This window comes from Streptosporangium sp. NPDC002524 (genome assembly GCF_040295985.1).
GTDB lineage: Bacteria > Actinomycetota > Actinomycetes > Streptosporangiales > Streptosporangiaceae > Streptosporangium.
The window spans coordinates 1-14,989 of the sequence record NZ_JBEOWK010000057.1 but is presented as its reverse complement, the minus strand read 5'-3'; the positions used below and the strand labels follow the sequence as shown (position 1 = coordinate 14,989).

Here is a 14,989-nt window from a genome sequence, read left to right as displayed (position 1 = left end):
CGGGCGACGGCGCGGGCGGGGCGGGGAGCGGTGAGCGGCACCCAGCGGGCGGGCCGGGCCGCGCGGCGGCTCACCCACGCGCAGGGCGCGGGCCGCACCGGGCTGGGCCAGCTGATCGAGCTGACCGCCGCGCACAGCGCGGGCGACGCCCTGGTCACCGCCGCCCTGGCCGGGACCCTCTTCAAGCTCCCGGTGAACGAGGCACGCGGCCAGGTCGCCCTCTACCTGCTGATCACGATGATCCCGTTCGTGGTGGTCGCGCCGTTCGTCGGCCCGGTCCTCGACCGGTTCCGCTCCGGGCGGCGGTTCGTGATGGCCGGGACCCTCTTCGGCCGAGGGCTGCTCTGCTTCGCGATGGCGGCGGCGATCGTCCCCGGCGACGTGTTCACGATCTTCCCGGCGGCGCTGGCCGTGCTGGTGCTGTCGAAGGCCTACAACGTCTCCCGCGCGGCGATCATGCCGAGCGTGCTGCCCGCCGACATCGCGCTGGTCACGGCGAACGCGCGGGTCGCCCTGTTCGCGCTGGTCACGGCGGGAATCGCGGTGCCGATCGGCGCGGGCGCCAGCGCCTGGCTGGGCGCCGAGTGGGTGCTGCGCGGGGCGACGGTGCTCTTCCTGCTCCAGGGCGTGCTGGCCGTACGCCTCCCGCGCCACATCGACTCCCCCGACCTGGAGGAGCTCGACGACGAGGGTGAGGAGCGTCCGCCCCGCTGGCGCACGATGCTGAACGTGGGCCCGGTGGTGGCCGAGGCGATGCACGCCAACGTGGCCATCCGCCTCTACTCCGGGTTCCTGCTCTTCTACCTGCTCTTCCTCGTCCAGGACAAGAACCTGCCCGGCCTGCCGCCGATGGTCGCCATCGGCGTGCTCGCGGTGGCCGCCGGGGTCGGGGGGCTGGCGGGCACGGCCGTGGCCTCGTGGGTGCGCAACCACTCCCCGCAGGTCATCGTGCTGGGCACGCTCGCCATGACGACCGCGATCACGATACTGGCGGCCGTCGTCTTCCAGCTGTGGAGCGCGGTGGCGGTCGCGCTGGTGGCCGCGTTCGCCCAGGGGCTGGGCAAGCTCGCGCTGGACGCGATCGTGCAGCGGGAGATCGGCGAGGAGGTGCGCTCGTCCACGTTCGGGGTGGTGGAGGCCTTTTTGCAGATCGCCTGGGTGCTGGGCGGCCTGGTCGGGCTCTGGCTCTCGCTGTTCGCGGACGGGACGGCGGGGCTCGCCGTGATGGCCGCGGTGCTGGCGGGCTCGCTCGGCTGGCTGCTGGTACGCCGCCGCAGGCGGGTCCGGGAGGTGGACGCCAGGGTCGAGGCCGCCAGGGGCCCGCGCCCCGCCCCGTCCGGGCCGCACCCCGCGACGAACGGGGAGCGGCCCTCGCGGGACGCGACGCCGGAGGACCCCGAGGAGCCCGGGGAGTCCGGGGGGTGGGTCAGGCCGCGGCCCGCCGGGACGACCACCGCGGTCGTGCACCACGGGGACCCCCCGACGGAGAAGCGGACCAGGCCGCTCACCAACCCCCACGGCTGAGCCGCCCTCCCGACGCTCAGGGGCCGAGGAGAGCCCCGGATCCGCGCACCCGGGCCGGAGGGGTGGGCACGGAAGGATCCGCGTGACCGGACCGCCGAGCGCGCGGGAGATCGGGCCGACCGGACACCGCCTGTGGCTTCGTACCGGCGGTCAGCGGAACGGTGAGCGGCGAGCGGCCGGCGAGGTCAGTCGTCCAGGTCGTCGGCGACGGCCCGGAGCACGGCGGCGATCTTCTTCGCGTGCGCCGCCTCGGGCTGCTTGCCCCGCTGGTACGACGTGGAGACCGTGTCCAGGAGCTTGATCAGGTCCTCCACGATGACGACCATCTCGTCGGGCTTCTTGCGCTTGCCCTTGGGCTTGGCGGTCTTGGCGAGGGTGGGGGGTTGGTCGATCACCCGGACCGAGAGCGCCTGCTGGCCGCGGCGCCCTTCGGCCACACCGAATTCGACCTTCTGGCCCGGCTTGAGGGAATCCACGCCGGAGGGTAGCGCGGAAGAATGCACGAAGACCTCACCGCCGTCGTCGCGGGTGAGGAAGCCGAATCCCTTGTCGGCGTCGTACCACTTGACCTTGCCACTCGGCACAGGGGTGACCTCGTTCAGACTGTCGTGAAAAGGAATGGATGTAGGTTATGCCCAGCGAGCGCCGAGGGCGACCGCGTATTGGAGCCCGAATTACACGAGAGCGGCGGGGGTTCGCCACCCGTCAAACCATTCGACGAACTCGGTCAGATCACCCAGGATCACATCGGCTCCGTGATCACGCAGTTCTCCCACCGGATAGACGCCGGTCGCCACCGCCACGCTGACGACTCCCCCCGCCCGCGCCGCGTCGATGTCAGCGACATGATCTCCAACATATGCGGCGGCGCCGAACGCCGCGAGGGCCGGACCCTTGGCCGCCCCGAAAACCGACCCGGCGACCTCGTCCACCTCCAGGCCGAGGAACTCGACCGTGCTCGCCGCGTCACGGGCGTTCTTCCCCGTCACGACGGCGACCCGGCCTCCCGCCCGCCGTACGGCCTCGACGGCCTCGCGCGCGCCGGGCATGAGGGTGGTGACCGGGATGGCGATCGACGGGTACAGCTCCCGGTAGACGTCGGCGGCCGCGGGGACCTCCTCGGCGGGCATCCAGTTGGCCAGCTCCCACTCCAGCGGCGGTCCCAGCCTGGCCACCACGGCGACGCTGTCGATGAAGACGCCGGTACGCAGCGCCAGCTCGTCGTAAACGGCGGCGATGCCCGCGCGCGTGTCGGCGAGCGTCAGATCGAGGTCGAATCCCACGGAGTTCATCAGGTCACTCACAGTTCCTTGTCGGCTTCACAAGAGGATTCTCCAAGAAGGCCTCAAAGAATGCCAAATCACCCTAAACATGGCTAATCCTAAGCGTTGTTGGTGAGACCCCCCAATGTGGAAGCCTTCGCGAAAAGATTTCCTTAATCCGGAAGGCGTATGAGCGCCTCTTCCCCCGCCCTTCTCCGGAGGGCGGGTCCCCGGAACGTGCCGGGTTCGGTCTTCGCGACCCGGTCCTGAGGGTCAGTCCTGAGACCCGGTCCTGGGGGCCAGTCCTGAGGGCCTCCCCTTGCGCCTCGGCGAACCGCCCCGCGTGCCGGTCCGGGTACCGGCCCGTAAGCCGCCACCTGGGCCGGTCGGTGAAGCCGGGCAGTGGACCGGGCCCCGCGCAGCCGGACGGCGACACGGGTGGGAATCACCTCGTGACCAGCCCCTCGATCCCTTCGCCACGGGCGGGAATCGGTTCGGCACGGTGTGGTGCGATCCGCCTCGGACGGCACTGGATAAGGTCACGGAGGAGGTATCGGCAGAGAATGACCAGATCGACGCGCGAGCGGATCATCGACGAGGCGTTACGCCTGTTCGCCGAACGGGGCTACTCGGCGACCTCGGTGGCCGAGATCGAGGCCGCCTCCGGGCTCTCCCCCGGCGCCGGTGGCCTCTACCGGCACTTCAAGTCCAAGTACGAGGTCCTGGCCGCGGCGATGAACGAGCACGCCGCCAGGACGCGGGCACAGATCACCGAGACCCTGACCGAGCTGAGCGTCGTCGACACCTCGGCCGACGTCGAGGAACGGCTGGCCCAGTTGTGCGGGCTGGGGCTGGCCAAGGTCCGCGAGGAGAGGCAGCTGACGCGCGTCTTCTTCCGCGACCTGAGCCAGTTCCCCGAACTGGTCGCGACCGTGCGCGAAAGCCTGCTGCAGCCCATGTTCGACGCGATCACCACCTGGTTCCGCGCCCAGCCCGAGTACGCCGGAGCCGCCGCCGACTGGCCCGCCATCGGTGCCGTGCTCGGCGGAGCGGTGATCAACTATCAGCTGTTCGAGGAGACCGTGGGCGAACCCCCCGGCCGCGTGGAGCGCGACCGCTTCGTCGCCTCCTGGGTGTGCCTCGCCCTCGGCCTGCTGCCCCGCCCCGCGGTCCAGGCCCTCGGCTGACGCACCCGGCGGTCGGCGGGCCATCCGTGAACCGTCCCGCACGAAACCTCGCCGGACGACGACCGGCCAGTCCCGTCCGGGCACTTCGGCTGACGCCCCCCGAGGGAACCGCCTCGCGCGAACGTCACCCGGGTCGGCGGACTCCCCTTCCCACGGGGACCGGGGGGTTGAGCAGGCGGTAGGCCAGCCAGAAGACGGCCCACGCCGTACCCAGCATGAACATGAGCCCGCTGATGGTGAAGAACTCGTCCACCACCGAGCCGAGGTCGTTCCTGGCCCTGACGAGGGCGACCAGTCCGCCGCCGAGGGAGTAGCTCAGGATCGGCGCGGCCAGCCCGAGCGCCTTGTCGGAGGTGTGCCAGTTCTCGCAGGCGATCACGACGAGCACCGCGACGGCCCAGACCAGCACCGGGATCCTGAAGATCGCGAGCGGGGCGAGCGGGAAGGGGATCAGCAGACCGGCCAGGGCGAGCAGGGCCATGCCGATCGTCTCGCGCCGGTGGCCCAGCAGGATCGTCCTGGCGTCCTGGGTGCCGGGGACGACGTCCTCCCTCGACCGCGCCGGGCGCTGCCTGCGGCGCAGCCAGTCGGGCCGGTTACGCGCCCGCCTCCTGGCCAGCCGCTCCTCGGCCTCCCGTATCCCCCTGGCCACCCCGGGCGGAAGCTCCGGGCGGCCCCCGGCGTCTCCCGGCCTCCCGCGCGGCGCCTCCGGCCGATCCTCCTTCTCCTCCCGCTCCGCCTTCGGCTCTTCCTCGCGCTTCCCCTCCGGTTCCCGTGATTCCCGCGATTCCCGCGGGTCCTGCGGTTCCCGCGGTTGCTCCGGTGCCTCCTGCCGTACCACCGGCGGCGGAAGAGGGTCCTGTACGGGCGGGATCTCCTCGGTGGGCGGGTCGCTCTCCACCGCGTCCTCCCACTCGTCTGCGGCGTCTTCCCTCCGCCCCGGGCTCCCCGAGTCCCCCGGACCTTCCTGGTTCTCCGGGCGGCTACCGGCTGGAACGTCGGGCTCGTCGTCTTCCGGGGCGGCCGATGCCGGTCGCGAGCGGGCGGGGAAGATCCGCTCCACCCACCTGGATGCGCGCGAGGCCGAGGCCTCGGGGGCATCCGGCTCCGGGCGCTCCGACCCAGGACGGTCCGGGGCGGGACGGCCTCGCGCGGGTTCGCCCGCATCCGGACGAGCACCCGTCGAGGCGTACGGATGCCCTCGGACGGGACGACGGGAAGGCGGGAGACCTGAATCTCCAGGTGTGGCCTCGCGAGCGGCCGACGGGGCACGCCCGCCCGTCTCCGCCTCACCCGGCGTGGACGGTGACGACGGCGAGGGCTCGGACGAAGGCGCGGATGAGGGGGTGGAAGAAGGCGAGGGCGTAGACGTGGACGAGGGCGCGGCCGGAGACGGCGGGTCATCCGGTGCGCGGCCGGGGCCGTCCGGGCCGGAGACCACCCCCTGCGGCGTGGGAGCGGCCCCCTCCGGGACGGGCCCCTTGGGGGTGGACTCGCGGTCCTCGGGAACGGGACCTCCCCGAGGGGGGTCACGGTCCTCGGGCACGGAACCTTCCGGAGTGGGGGCGGCGAGAGGCATGGCGGCCACCGGATGGACGGCCGAGGTGCCGGTGAGGTCCGCTGCACGGGCGGAGCGGCCGACATCACCAGAACGATCGGCATCACCCAAACGGCCGACGTCACCAGAACGGTCGACATCGTCAGGACCGTCGGCATCACCAGAACGGTCGGCGTCACCAAGACCGCTGACCTCACCTGGACCGCCGACGCCGACAGCGTCAAAACGATCGGCGTCGCCCGAACGGCCGACGTCACCCGAAGGGCCGGCATCGCCAGCACCGTCGACGTCACCGGAACGGCCGACGCCACTGGGACGGCCGACATCGCTGCGAGCCCCTGAGGGAGCCCCTGAGGAAGCCCCCGCGGGATCCTCCCGGGGCCTGGGAACCGTGCCGGAGCCCTCGGGCGAGCCCCCGGAACTCCGGGACCCCCGAGAACCTCTCGCGCCCCAGAAACCCCAGGACCCCCGGGAGCCCTCCTCGGAAACCCGTGGCCCGGGATACTCCGGCGGGTCCTCCGAAGACAGGTCCGGAGATCGGCTCGAAGACGGACCCGAAGAGCGGGAGGGCGCCTCCCTCCCCAGGCGGCGTACCTCACGGTGGACCAGTGCCGCCGGGTCGCCGAAACGGGCCAGGACCCTCGCCACGGCGGCCGGGTCGTCCACCCCCGCCCGCTCGGCGTCGATCCGCCTGCGCAGCACCGCGACGAAGTCGATCCGCTGTCTCGGCGGCAGCACGCCGTGGGCCGCGTCGGCGGCCTTGCTGACGTAGTCCAGGACGAGCTGGTCCGCACGCTCGATCACACTGGCCATCCTCTCTCGACAACGTCTCGCTCGTGAGCTTCTTCCCTCATTCGCCGTCCATCACATGATCGATCGGCCCTCTTCACGGGATCCCGGAATTCCCCCAGGCCGCGCGATGTCGGTCAAGCCTCCTACCATTGGCGGAATGAGCACGGAGTTCACCGAGTGGCTGCGCGGCCGGAGCGACGACCGGTTGCGGGCTCTCGTCTCCGTGCGACCCGAGCTCATCACCCCCGTGCCCGCTCACCTCGAAGGACTGGCCGGGCGGGCGAGCAGCCCGTCGGCGGTGGGCAGGGCGCTCGACCGGCTCGACCGGTTCACGCTCGCGGTCGTGGAGACGCTGGCCGTGCTGCCCGGCCCGGTCGCGTACAGATCATTGCGTGCCCAGATGGCCCGAGCCCTTCCGGGACCGGCCGATCCGGAGTTCCAGAGCGCCCTCAAGGAGACGGTCGAGCGGCTGCGCACCATGGCCCTGGTCTACGGGCCCGACCGCGCCCTGGCCCCGGCGCCCGGGGTGCGGGAGGTGCTCGACGCTCCCGCGGGGCTCGGCCCGCCCGCCGTGGAGGCGTTCAGGCACCACCCCGCCGAGCGGCTGGCCGAGCTGGTCCAGGACGTCACGGGCGACACCGATGACACCGGCGACGCCGGGAGCGCCACCAAGGAGACGCTCGCCGCGCTGCTCTCCAACGGCGAAATCGTCGGACGGCTGGTCGAGGAGGTCTCGCCGCAGGCGCGGTCCGCGCTGAACGAGCTGGTCTGGGGCCCGGCCAGCGGCCGGGTGCCCAACGCCCGCCGCGAGGTGCGGGCCGCCACCGCGCAGTCGCCGATCGAGCAGCTCCTCTCCCGCGCCCTGCTCGCCGCCACCGGCGAGGAGACCGTGGTGCTACCCCGCGAGGTCGCCCTGTTCCTGCGCGGCGGCCGCGTTCACCGTGACCTGTCCCCGTTCCCGCCCCCGACCGAGGGCACCGAGCGCGACCGGCGGCTCGCCGACCGGACGGCCGCCGGTCAGGCGTTCACGTTCACCCGCTCGGTGGAGGAGCTGTGCGAGCGCTGGAGCGTCGACCCGCCCGGCGTGCTCCGCAGCGGCGGCCTGGCCGTGCGCGACCTCAAGCGGACCGCGGGCCTGCTCGACCTGCCCGAGTGGGTGACAGGGCTGATCATCGAGGTGTCGTACGCGACGGGGCTGATCGCGGCCAGCGGCACCGTCGACGGCGACTGGATGCCCACCCCCGTCTACGACGGCTGGCGGGTGAAGTCCACGGAGGACCGCTGGGTGATGGTGGCCACGGCCTGGCTCACCATGGACCGGGTGCCGGGGGTCATCGGCGAGCGCGACGAGCGCGACCGGCTGCTCAACGCGCTCCATCCCGACCTGCGCCGCCCGGCCGCCGCCGAGGTCCGCGCCACGACCCTGGGCATGCTCGCCTCGACGCCGGGGGTGGCGCCGACCCCCGACGCGGTACGCGAGCGCCTGGCCTGGGAGCAGCCCCGGCGTCGCGGAGGCCACCGCGACCAGCTGGTGGAGTTCACGTTGCGCGAGGCCGAGCAGATCGGCGTCACCGGGCTCGGGGCGCTCGCGGCCCACGGTCGCGCCCTGCTCCCCGACAACTCCGGCGGCTCCGGCCACTCCGCCGCCCCGGCCGGTCCAGGCGGTCCGGGCGGTCCGGGCGGTGGCGGCCGTCCGGTGTCCGCCGCCCACCTGCTGCTCCCGCTGCTGCCCGAGCCGCTCGACCACGTGCTCCTCCAGGCCGACCTGACCGCGGTCGCCCCCGGGCCGCTCACCGGCGACCTGCGGCGGTGGCTCTCGGTCGCGGCCGAGGTGGAGTCGACCGGCGGCGCGACGGTCTACCGCTTCGACGAGCGGTCGATCCGGCGGGCCCTGGACGCCGGGCAGGGCGCCGACGAGCTGCTGGCCATGCTGGAGCGCCACTCGACCACGCCCGTGCCGCAGCCGCTCAGCTATCTGGTCACCGACGTGGCCAGGCGCCACGGCCGGATGCGCGTCGGCACGGCGAGCGCGTACGTACGGTGCGACGACCCCTCCCTGCTCGACGAGGTGATGGCCGACAGGCGGGCGATCCCGCTGCGGCTGCGGCGGCTCGCTCCCACGGTGATCGCCTCCAAGTCCTCCCGGCCGTCGCTCGTCGACTCGCTGCGCGCGATGGGCTACGCCCCGGCGGCGGAGTCGCTCGACGGTGACGTGATCATCACCCAGCTCGACGTCCGCCGGACCGAGGGCACCTCGGCGGGCCGTTCACCGGTCACGTTCAGCGGCCACGAGGCCGACGTGGTGGCGGCCGCGGTGCGCGCCGTGCGCGCGGGTGACGCCGCGTACCAGGCGCGCCGCGCCCCGGTGGCCGCGCCCGGCGGCCAGGTGCCGCGCTCCCCCGCCACCGCCACGATCACCGCCCTTCGCGAGGCCATCCGGCAGGGGTCGCAGGTCTGGATCGGCTACCTCGACTCCCAGGGCAACGCCACCAGCCGGATCCTCGAACCCGCCCGGATGGAGGGCGGCTATCTCACCGCCTACGACGAGACGCGGGCGGCGGTGCACCGCTTCGCCCTGCATCGCATCACCGGCATAGCAGACATCGTGTGAGATGCCCCTTACCGGTTCCGCATGAGAGCGGGAAGGCCCGTCGGCCCCGCTGTGCCGGGCGGGAGCACGAGGTAGTCTCGATTCCGGAACGGGCCCGTCATGAGCTCGGCCGACCCTCGGCCAACTTTCGGCCGGCGGTCCGGCGGCGTGCCCGTCCGCCGCGTCGTTCGATGTCGTTCAGCGGGGCGCCCGCCAGGGCGCGAGGGGCCTCCTCCGGGTTCCGTCCGCCGGGACGCGACCGAGTCCATTCGCCCCTGACACCCGGCTCACGACCCATATCGTGATAACAGTTGACGTTCTGAGCTCCACAGAAGCGAGAGATCCCCAGTGAGCAGCGGTCACTCCGAAGGCCCAAGCACCAACCCGGACGACTGGAAGAGCCCCTACACCACGGGGCCGGGCCAGACCCCGGGTCACGACCGGCAGCCGTACGGCTACGAGCAGCCCCAGCAGGGTTACCAGCCGGAGTACGGCCAGCCCGACTACGGCCAGCCCGACTACGGCCAGCCCAAGGGTTACGGCCAGACCCCCGGCCATCTCGACCAGTCCTACGGGCAGGAGTACGGGCAGGGCTACGGCGAGGGATACGGACAGGGCTACGGCGAGCAGCCCCCCTCCTACGGGCAGGCGTACGGGCAGCAGGGCCACGCGGCGCCGTCGCCCCGCGAGGTCGAGGGCGTCAGGACGCACGCGATCGTCGCCCTGGTCATCAGCCTCGTGTTCGCGCTGAGCTGCTTCGTGAGCCTCGGCGGCCTCATCGGCACCATCCTGTCGGGCCTCGCGCTGGGCAGGGTCGACACCGATCCGCGAGGCGCGAGAAACCTGCTCAGGTGGACCTGGATCAGCGTCGGCGCCAACATCGCGCTGCTCGTCCTGGGTGTGACCTTCTTCATCGTCGCCGGCCTCAACGGCGCCTTCGGCCCCAGCTGACCATGCCGGTGACCGCCCGCCGGAGCCGTACGCGCGACACCCGCCACCCGGGGACCGCACGCCCGGACGGACGGGCACGCGAAGGCAGGGCGAGCGACGGACGGGCGCCCGACGGTCGTACACGCGGCAGACAGGCACCCGAAGCACCCGAGACACGCAGCAGACAAGCACCTGAGACACCCGAAGCACCCGACAGACAGGCATCCGAGACACCCGAAGCACGCGACAGACGGGCGCCCGAGGACTGGGCGCCCGGCGGGCGGGCAGGTGACGGACGGGCCTGGGAGATCGGGTGGGCCGGACGGGACTGCCCGGGCGCTCCCGTCTGTTGCATACAGGGAGGCGCCGCGCGGGCGGCGCGGGACGACCCCGCGGGCGTCCACGGGTGCGACCATGGGCCGATCCGTCGTAACCTGCCGTGACCTACCTACTGCGACCTGCGGTGATTGAGGGAGAAGTCTGTGACTGACGGACCATTGATCGTCCAATCGGACAAGACCCTGCTCCTCGAGGTCGACCACGAGAGGGCCGGGGAGTGCCGCAAGGCGATCGCCCCGTTCGCGGAGCTGGAGCGGGCCCCCGAGCACGTGCACACCTACCGGATCACCCCCCTCGCGCTGTGGAACGCGCGGGCCGCCGGGCACGACGCCGAGCAGGTGATCGACGCGCTGATCGCCCACAGCCGCTACCCCGTGCCGCACGCGCTGCTGGTCGACGTCGCCGAGACGATGTCCCGCTACGGCAGGCTCCGCCTGGAGAAGCACCCCGTCCACGGCCTCGCCCTGACCAGCACCGACAAGGCCGTGCTGGAGGAGGTCCTGCGCGCCAAGAAGATCCAGCCGCTGCTGGGCGAGCGCCTGGGCGACGACGGCGTGGTGGTGCACCCGAGCGAGCGCGGCAACATCAAGCAGCACCTGCTCAAGCTGGGCTGGCCCGCCGAGGACCTGGCCGGGTACGTCGACGGCGAGCACCACCCGATCGCGCTCACCGAGGACGGCTGGGAGCTGCGCACCTACCAGCGGGAGGCCGCCGAGGCGTTCTGGCACGGCGGCTCCGGCGTGGTCGTGCTCCCCTGCGGGGCGGGCAAGACGATCGTGGGCGCGGCGGCGATGGCGCAGGCCAAGGCGACGACCCTGATCCTGGTGACCAACACGGTCTCCGCGCACCAGTGGAAGCAGGAGCTGCTCAAGCGGACCTCGCTGACCGAGGACGAGATCGGCGAGTACACCGGCACGAAGAAGGAGATCCGGCCCGTCACCATCGCCACGTACCAGGTGATGACGACCCGCAGGCAGGGCGTCTACCGGCACCTGGAGCTGTTCGACGCCCGCGACTGGGGCCTGGTCGTCTACGACGAGGTGCACCTGCTGCCCGCGCCGATCTTCCGGATGACCGCGGACCTGCAGGCCAGGCGGCGGGTGGGCCTGACCGCGACGCTCGTGCGCGAGGACGGCAGGGAGGGCGACGTGTTCTCCCTGATCGGCCCCAAGCGGTACGACGCGCCGTGGAAGGAGATGGAGAACCAGGGCTGGATCGCCCCGGCCGACTGCGTCGAGGTGCGGGTGACGCTGACCGACGAGGAGCGGCTCGCCTACGCGATGGCCGAGTCCGAGGAGCGCTACCGGTTCTGCGCGACCACGCCGTCCAAGACGCGGGTGACCGAGGCGCTGGTCCGCCGCCACCTGGACGAGCAGGTGCTGGTCATCGGGCAGTACATCGACCAGCTCGACGAGCTCGGCGAGCACCTGAACGCGCCGGTCATCAAGGGAGAGACGAAGGTCAAGGAGCGGGAGCGGCTCTTCCAGGCGTTCCGCGACAGGGAGATCCAGGTCCTGGTCGTCTCCAAGGTCGCCAACTTCTCCATCGACCTGCCGGAGGCGGCGGTGGCGATCCAGGTGTCGGGCACCTTCGGGTCCCGGCAGGAGGAGGCACAGCGGCTGGGACGGGTGCTGCGGCCGAAGGCCGACGGCGGCGGGGCCCGCTTCTACTCGGTGGTCAGCCGCGACACGGTCGACCAGGATTTCGCGGCGCACCGGCAGCGGTTCCTGGCCGAGCAGGGGTACGCGTATCAGATCATCGACGCGGACGACGTGCTCGCCGGAGATTGACCCCACCTGGCGAACACGTCGTCAATTTGTGTCAGGTCCACGAAATCCCGCGGGCTTTCGACAAACAAACCACCCCCTCGCTAGGCCTGGCGGCCACTGGCGACATACCCCCATGATCTGCGGGAGTCACCATGTTTGCCGCGCTTTTTCGCTATTTCCGTGGAGAATGACGGAGGGTGTCAGAGCGACTACCGAACGAGCAGGGCGACCGCCCCGGAATTCGATCAGGATGACTTCTGAAGATCGGGGAGACGGTCCCGTAAAAGGTGACCACCGAACGATAATCGGGTGACTACCGGACGATCAGGCCGCCCGCGAAGAGAACGCCCTCCGCGATCACCCAGGCGACCACCGCGGCGGTCATCAGAGCGGTGAAACGACTCCCGGCACCACGCTTCCCCGGTGCCGGCAGGGCCGCCGCCGTGCAGCAGGCGGCGACCGCCGCGAACAGGGACGACAGCCGCACCACCCCGGCCAGCCTGGCCACGCAGCCGGGGTCGGAGCAGAAGGCCTCGACTCCCCAGCCCGCGAACGCCGAGAACCCCCAGAGCGCGGCCAGGAGAAGGCCGACGACGACCGGTATGACAGGGGAGATCCGCACGACCGTGGGGATACCCGCGACCGCCGCCTCCCAGTCCGGCGTTAATCCTTTTGAGACGCCGGATGGTCGCCGCTAAGCTGGTCGATTCGCTGCCCGATGACCACCACCTCCGTTTATCGAATGGGAGGCGCTTCAGCGTGCCCGCACATCAATTGGCCCCCGACATAACCGACGACCCCGCCCGGATCCTCGCCGCCGAGCGCGAGCATCTGGCCGTCTCCAGGGCGGCGCTGCGCGCGATGCGCGAGCACGCCCGCTCCCTCTCCTCCGACGCCGCCGGTGACTGGGTCTCCCAGCAGATCCTGCAGGCGCTGCTGGACCAGCGCGTCGAGGCGCTCGCCGACCACTCCGGCACGCCCCTGTTCTTCGGCCGCCTCGACCGCCAGAAGGGGGACGACCTCCCCGGCACGGTCTACGTCGGGCGCAGGCACGTCCACGACGACAGCAGCCGCCCCCTGGTCATCGACTGGCGGGCCCCGGTCTCGCGGGCCTTCTACCAGGCCAGCCCGTCCGACCCGATGCGCGTCGCCCTGCGCCGCAGGTTCGGCTACCGGGGCGGCGACCTGACCGCGTACGAGGACGAGCGCCTCGACCAGGGCGGCGCCGCCCTCGCCCAGAGCAGGATTCTCACCGAGGAGATCGAGCGCCCGCGCTCGGGGCCGATGCGCGACATCGTCGCGACGATCCAGCCCGACCAGGACGAGATCGTCCGCTCCGACCTGGGACAGACCGTGTGCGTCCAGGGCGCCCCCGGCACCGGGAAGACCGCCGTCGGCCTGCACCGGGCCGCCTACCTGCTCTTCACCCACCGCGAGCGGCTCGCCCGCTCGGGCGTGATGATCGTCGGCCCGAACCGGGCGTTCCTCTCCTACATCTCCTCCGTGCTCCCCGCCCTGGGCGAGGTCAAGGTCGACCAGACCACGGCCGCCGGGATCCTCGGCGACCACTCCGCCCCCGAGGACCCCGCCACCAGCACGATCAAGGGTGACGCGAGGATCGTCCCCGTGCTCGGGCGCGCCCTGTGGATGCACGTCGTCAAGCCCACCGAGGGCGTGCTGTTCACCAAGGGGATCAACCGCTACCGGGTCGCCGACCACGAGGTCCGCGAGATCGTCGCCGCGCTGCGCGGCACCACCCGCTACGGCCCGGGGCGCGCCACGCTCGCCCAGCGCCTCGCCCACCTGGTGCTCGTCCGGATGGAGCAGCGCGGCGAGTCGCCCGACGACCGGGTGCAGGACGCGGTGGCCAGGTCCAAGCCGGTCAGACAGCTCGTGGACCTGGTCTGGCCCAAGCTGACCCCGCAGCAGGTGCTCCACCGGCTGTTCAGCGACCCCGCCTTCCTCGCCGCCGCCGCGAAGGACGACCTCACGGCCGAGGAGCAGTCGCTGCTGCTGTGGGCGAAGCCTTCAAAGTCCTTCCGCTCGGCCAGGTGGTCGGCGGCCGACGGCGCGCTGATGGACGAGCTGGCCGACATGATCGAGCGGACCGTCCCGCTGGGCCACCTCGTCGTGGACGAGGCCCAGGACCTGTCGGCCATGCAGCTGCGGGCCCTGGGGCGGCGCTGCCGCACCGGCTCGGCCACCGTGCTGGGCGACCTCGCGCAGGGCACCACGCCCTGGTCCGCCCGCTCCTGGACGGAGGTCCTCACCCATCTCGGTTTCGAGGACGGCGCGGTCACCGAGCTCACCCTGGGCTTCCGGGTGCCCCGGGAGGTCCTCGACTACGCGGCCAGGCTGCTGCCCTCCGTCGCCCCCGGCCTGGCCGCGCCCCGGTCGCTGCGGCCCGGCGCGGGCTCCCTGTCGGTGCGCCCGGCACCCGACCTCGCCGCGTCGCTGGCCCGCGCCGCCGAGGAGGCACTCGCCCGCGAGGGGTCGATCGGCGTCATCGTCCCCGACGCCTCGGTGGGTGCCGCGTCCGAGGCGCTGGCCCACCTGGAGCACCGGGTGCTGAGCCCCGACACGGTCGAGGACCACCGCCTCCTGGTCATCCCGGCGTCCCTGGCCAAGGGCCTGGAGTACGACCACGTGATCGTGGCCGAGCCCGCCGACATCGTCGACGCCGAACCCCGTGGCCTGGCCCGCCTCTACGTGGTGCTGACCCGCGCGGTCACCTCCCTGACCGTCCTGCACTCCAGGCCGCTGCCCGCCCAGCTCGGCTAGCCCCGGGAGCGCGTACGGGCCCGCGCGGCACGACGGAAGAGGGGACCCCGCGCCCCTGTCACCGCGGCCCTTCCCGGGGCCGCGTGCGGGACGGCGGAAGGGGAGAACAAAAAGAGGCGGCCCCGGCACTTCGGGGTCGCCTCTTTTTCGAAAGCGCGTGGACTCAGAAGTCCATGTCGCCGCCGCCGGGCATGGCGGGGGCGGCTCCGGCCTTCTCGGGCTTCTCGGCGATGACGGCCTCGGTGGTGAGGAACAGC

At 72.3% G+C, this 14,989-nt stretch carries 11 protein-coding genes; 7 read left to right on the top strand and 4 right to left on the bottom strand.

The features are described from left to right. The coding region (locus ABT053_RS42940; protein WP_350977886.1) for an MFS transporter at positions 1-1,524 on the top strand (1,524 nt) is incomplete at its 5' end. 185 nt (positions 1,525-1,709) lie between these two features. Here the strand turns inward: ABT053_RS42940 and ABT053_RS42935 are convergent. Together ABT053_RS42935 and ABT053_RS42930 are read right to left on the bottom strand one after the other, a co-directional pair. Beyond that, positions 1,710-2,108, bottom strand: coding sequence for a cold-shock protein (locus ABT053_RS42935; RefSeq protein WP_344744291.1), 399 nt, complete (start codon positions 2,106-2,108; stop codon positions 1,710-1,712). Between the two features lie 90 nt (positions 2,109-2,198). Beyond that, complete coding sequence (locus ABT053_RS42930) at positions 2,199-2,816, bottom strand: HAD family hydrolase (RefSeq protein ID WP_350977884.1); 618 nt, start codon at positions 2,814-2,816, stop codon at positions 2,199-2,201. 533 nt (positions 2,817-3,349) lie between these two features. Here ABT053_RS42930 and ABT053_RS42925 point away from each other — a divergent pair. Next, complete coding sequence (locus ABT053_RS42925) at positions 3,350-3,973, top strand: TetR/AcrR family transcriptional regulator (RefSeq protein WP_350977881.1); 624 nt, start codon at positions 3,350-3,352, stop codon at positions 3,971-3,973. A 124-nt stretch (positions 3,974-4,097) separates the two neighbouring features. Here the strand turns inward: ABT053_RS42925 and ABT053_RS42920 are convergent, their stop codons facing one another. After that, the gene (locus ABT053_RS42920; protein WP_350977878.1) at positions 4,098-4,874 is read right to left on the bottom strand and encodes a hypothetical protein; all 777 of its coding nucleotides are present in this window, start codon (positions 4,872-4,874) and stop codon (positions 4,098-4,100) included. 690 nt (positions 4,875-5,564) lie between these two features. Here ABT053_RS42920 and ABT053_RS42915 point away from each other — a divergent pair. The 4 genes from ABT053_RS42915 (at position 5,565) to ABT053_RS42900 (ending at position 11,972) form a co-directional block, all read left to right on the top strand. Further along, positions 5,565-5,873 carry a hypothetical protein gene (locus ABT053_RS42915; RefSeq protein ID WP_350977875.1) on the top strand — a complete coding sequence of 103 codons (309 nt, stop codon included), beginning with the start codon at positions 5,565-5,567 and terminating at the stop codon, positions 5,871-5,873. Positions 5,874-6,480: 607 nt separating this feature from the next. After that, positions 6,481-8,934 carry a helicase-associated domain-containing protein gene (locus ABT053_RS42910; protein ID WP_350977874.1) on the top strand — a complete coding sequence of 818 codons (2,454 nt, stop codon included), beginning with the start codon at positions 6,481-6,483 and terminating at the stop codon, positions 8,932-8,934. A 327-nt stretch (positions 8,935-9,261) separates the two neighbouring features. Then, the gene (locus ABT053_RS42905; RefSeq protein ID WP_350977871.1) at positions 9,262-9,864 is read left to right on the top strand and encodes a hypothetical protein; all 603 of its coding nucleotides are present in this window, start codon (positions 9,262-9,264) and stop codon (positions 9,862-9,864) included. Between the two features lie 461 nt (positions 9,865-10,325). Continuing rightward, positions 10,326-11,972 (top strand): DNA repair helicase XPB, encoded by a 1,647-nt coding sequence (locus tag ABT053_RS42900; protein WP_344744284.1) that lies wholly within the window; start codon positions 10,326-10,328, stop codon positions 11,970-11,972. A 292-nt stretch (positions 11,973-12,264) separates the two neighbouring features. Here the strand turns inward: ABT053_RS42900 and ABT053_RS42895 are convergent, their stop codons facing one another. Continuing rightward, a complete protein-coding gene (locus tag ABT053_RS42895) occupies positions 12,265-12,573 on the bottom strand; it encodes a hypothetical protein (RefSeq protein WP_350977868.1) in 309 nt (102 codons plus the stop codon). A gap of 137 nt (positions 12,574-12,710) precedes the next feature. Here ABT053_RS42895 and ABT053_RS42890 point away from each other — a divergent pair, with 137 nt between their 5' ends. Further along, positions 12,711-14,732, top strand: a complete 2,022-nt coding sequence (locus ABT053_RS42890; RefSeq protein WP_350977865.1) for a HelD family protein — start codon at positions 12,711-12,713, stop codon at positions 14,730-14,732. The last annotated feature ends 257 nt before the right edge of the window (positions 14,733-14,989 follow it).

What these genes read in the sequence shown, in the direction of transcription:
- ABT053_RS42925 (WP_350977881.1), top strand. Translation starts at nt 3,350, where the DNA reads ATGACCAGATCGACGCGCGAGCGGATCATCGACGAGGCGTTACGCCTG.
- ABT053_RS42915 (WP_350977875.1), top strand. Translation starts at nt 5,565, where the DNA reads ATGGACGGCCGAGGTGCCGGTGAGGTCCGCTGCACGGGCGGAGCGGCC.
- ABT053_RS42930 (WP_350977884.1), bottom strand. Translation starts at nt 2,816, where the DNA reads ATGAACTCCGTGGGATTCGACCTCGATCTGACGCTCGCCGACACGCGC.
- ABT053_RS42910 (WP_350977874.1), top strand. Translation starts at nt 6,481, where the DNA reads ATGAGCACGGAGTTCACCGAGTGGCTGCGCGGCCGGAGCGACGACCGG.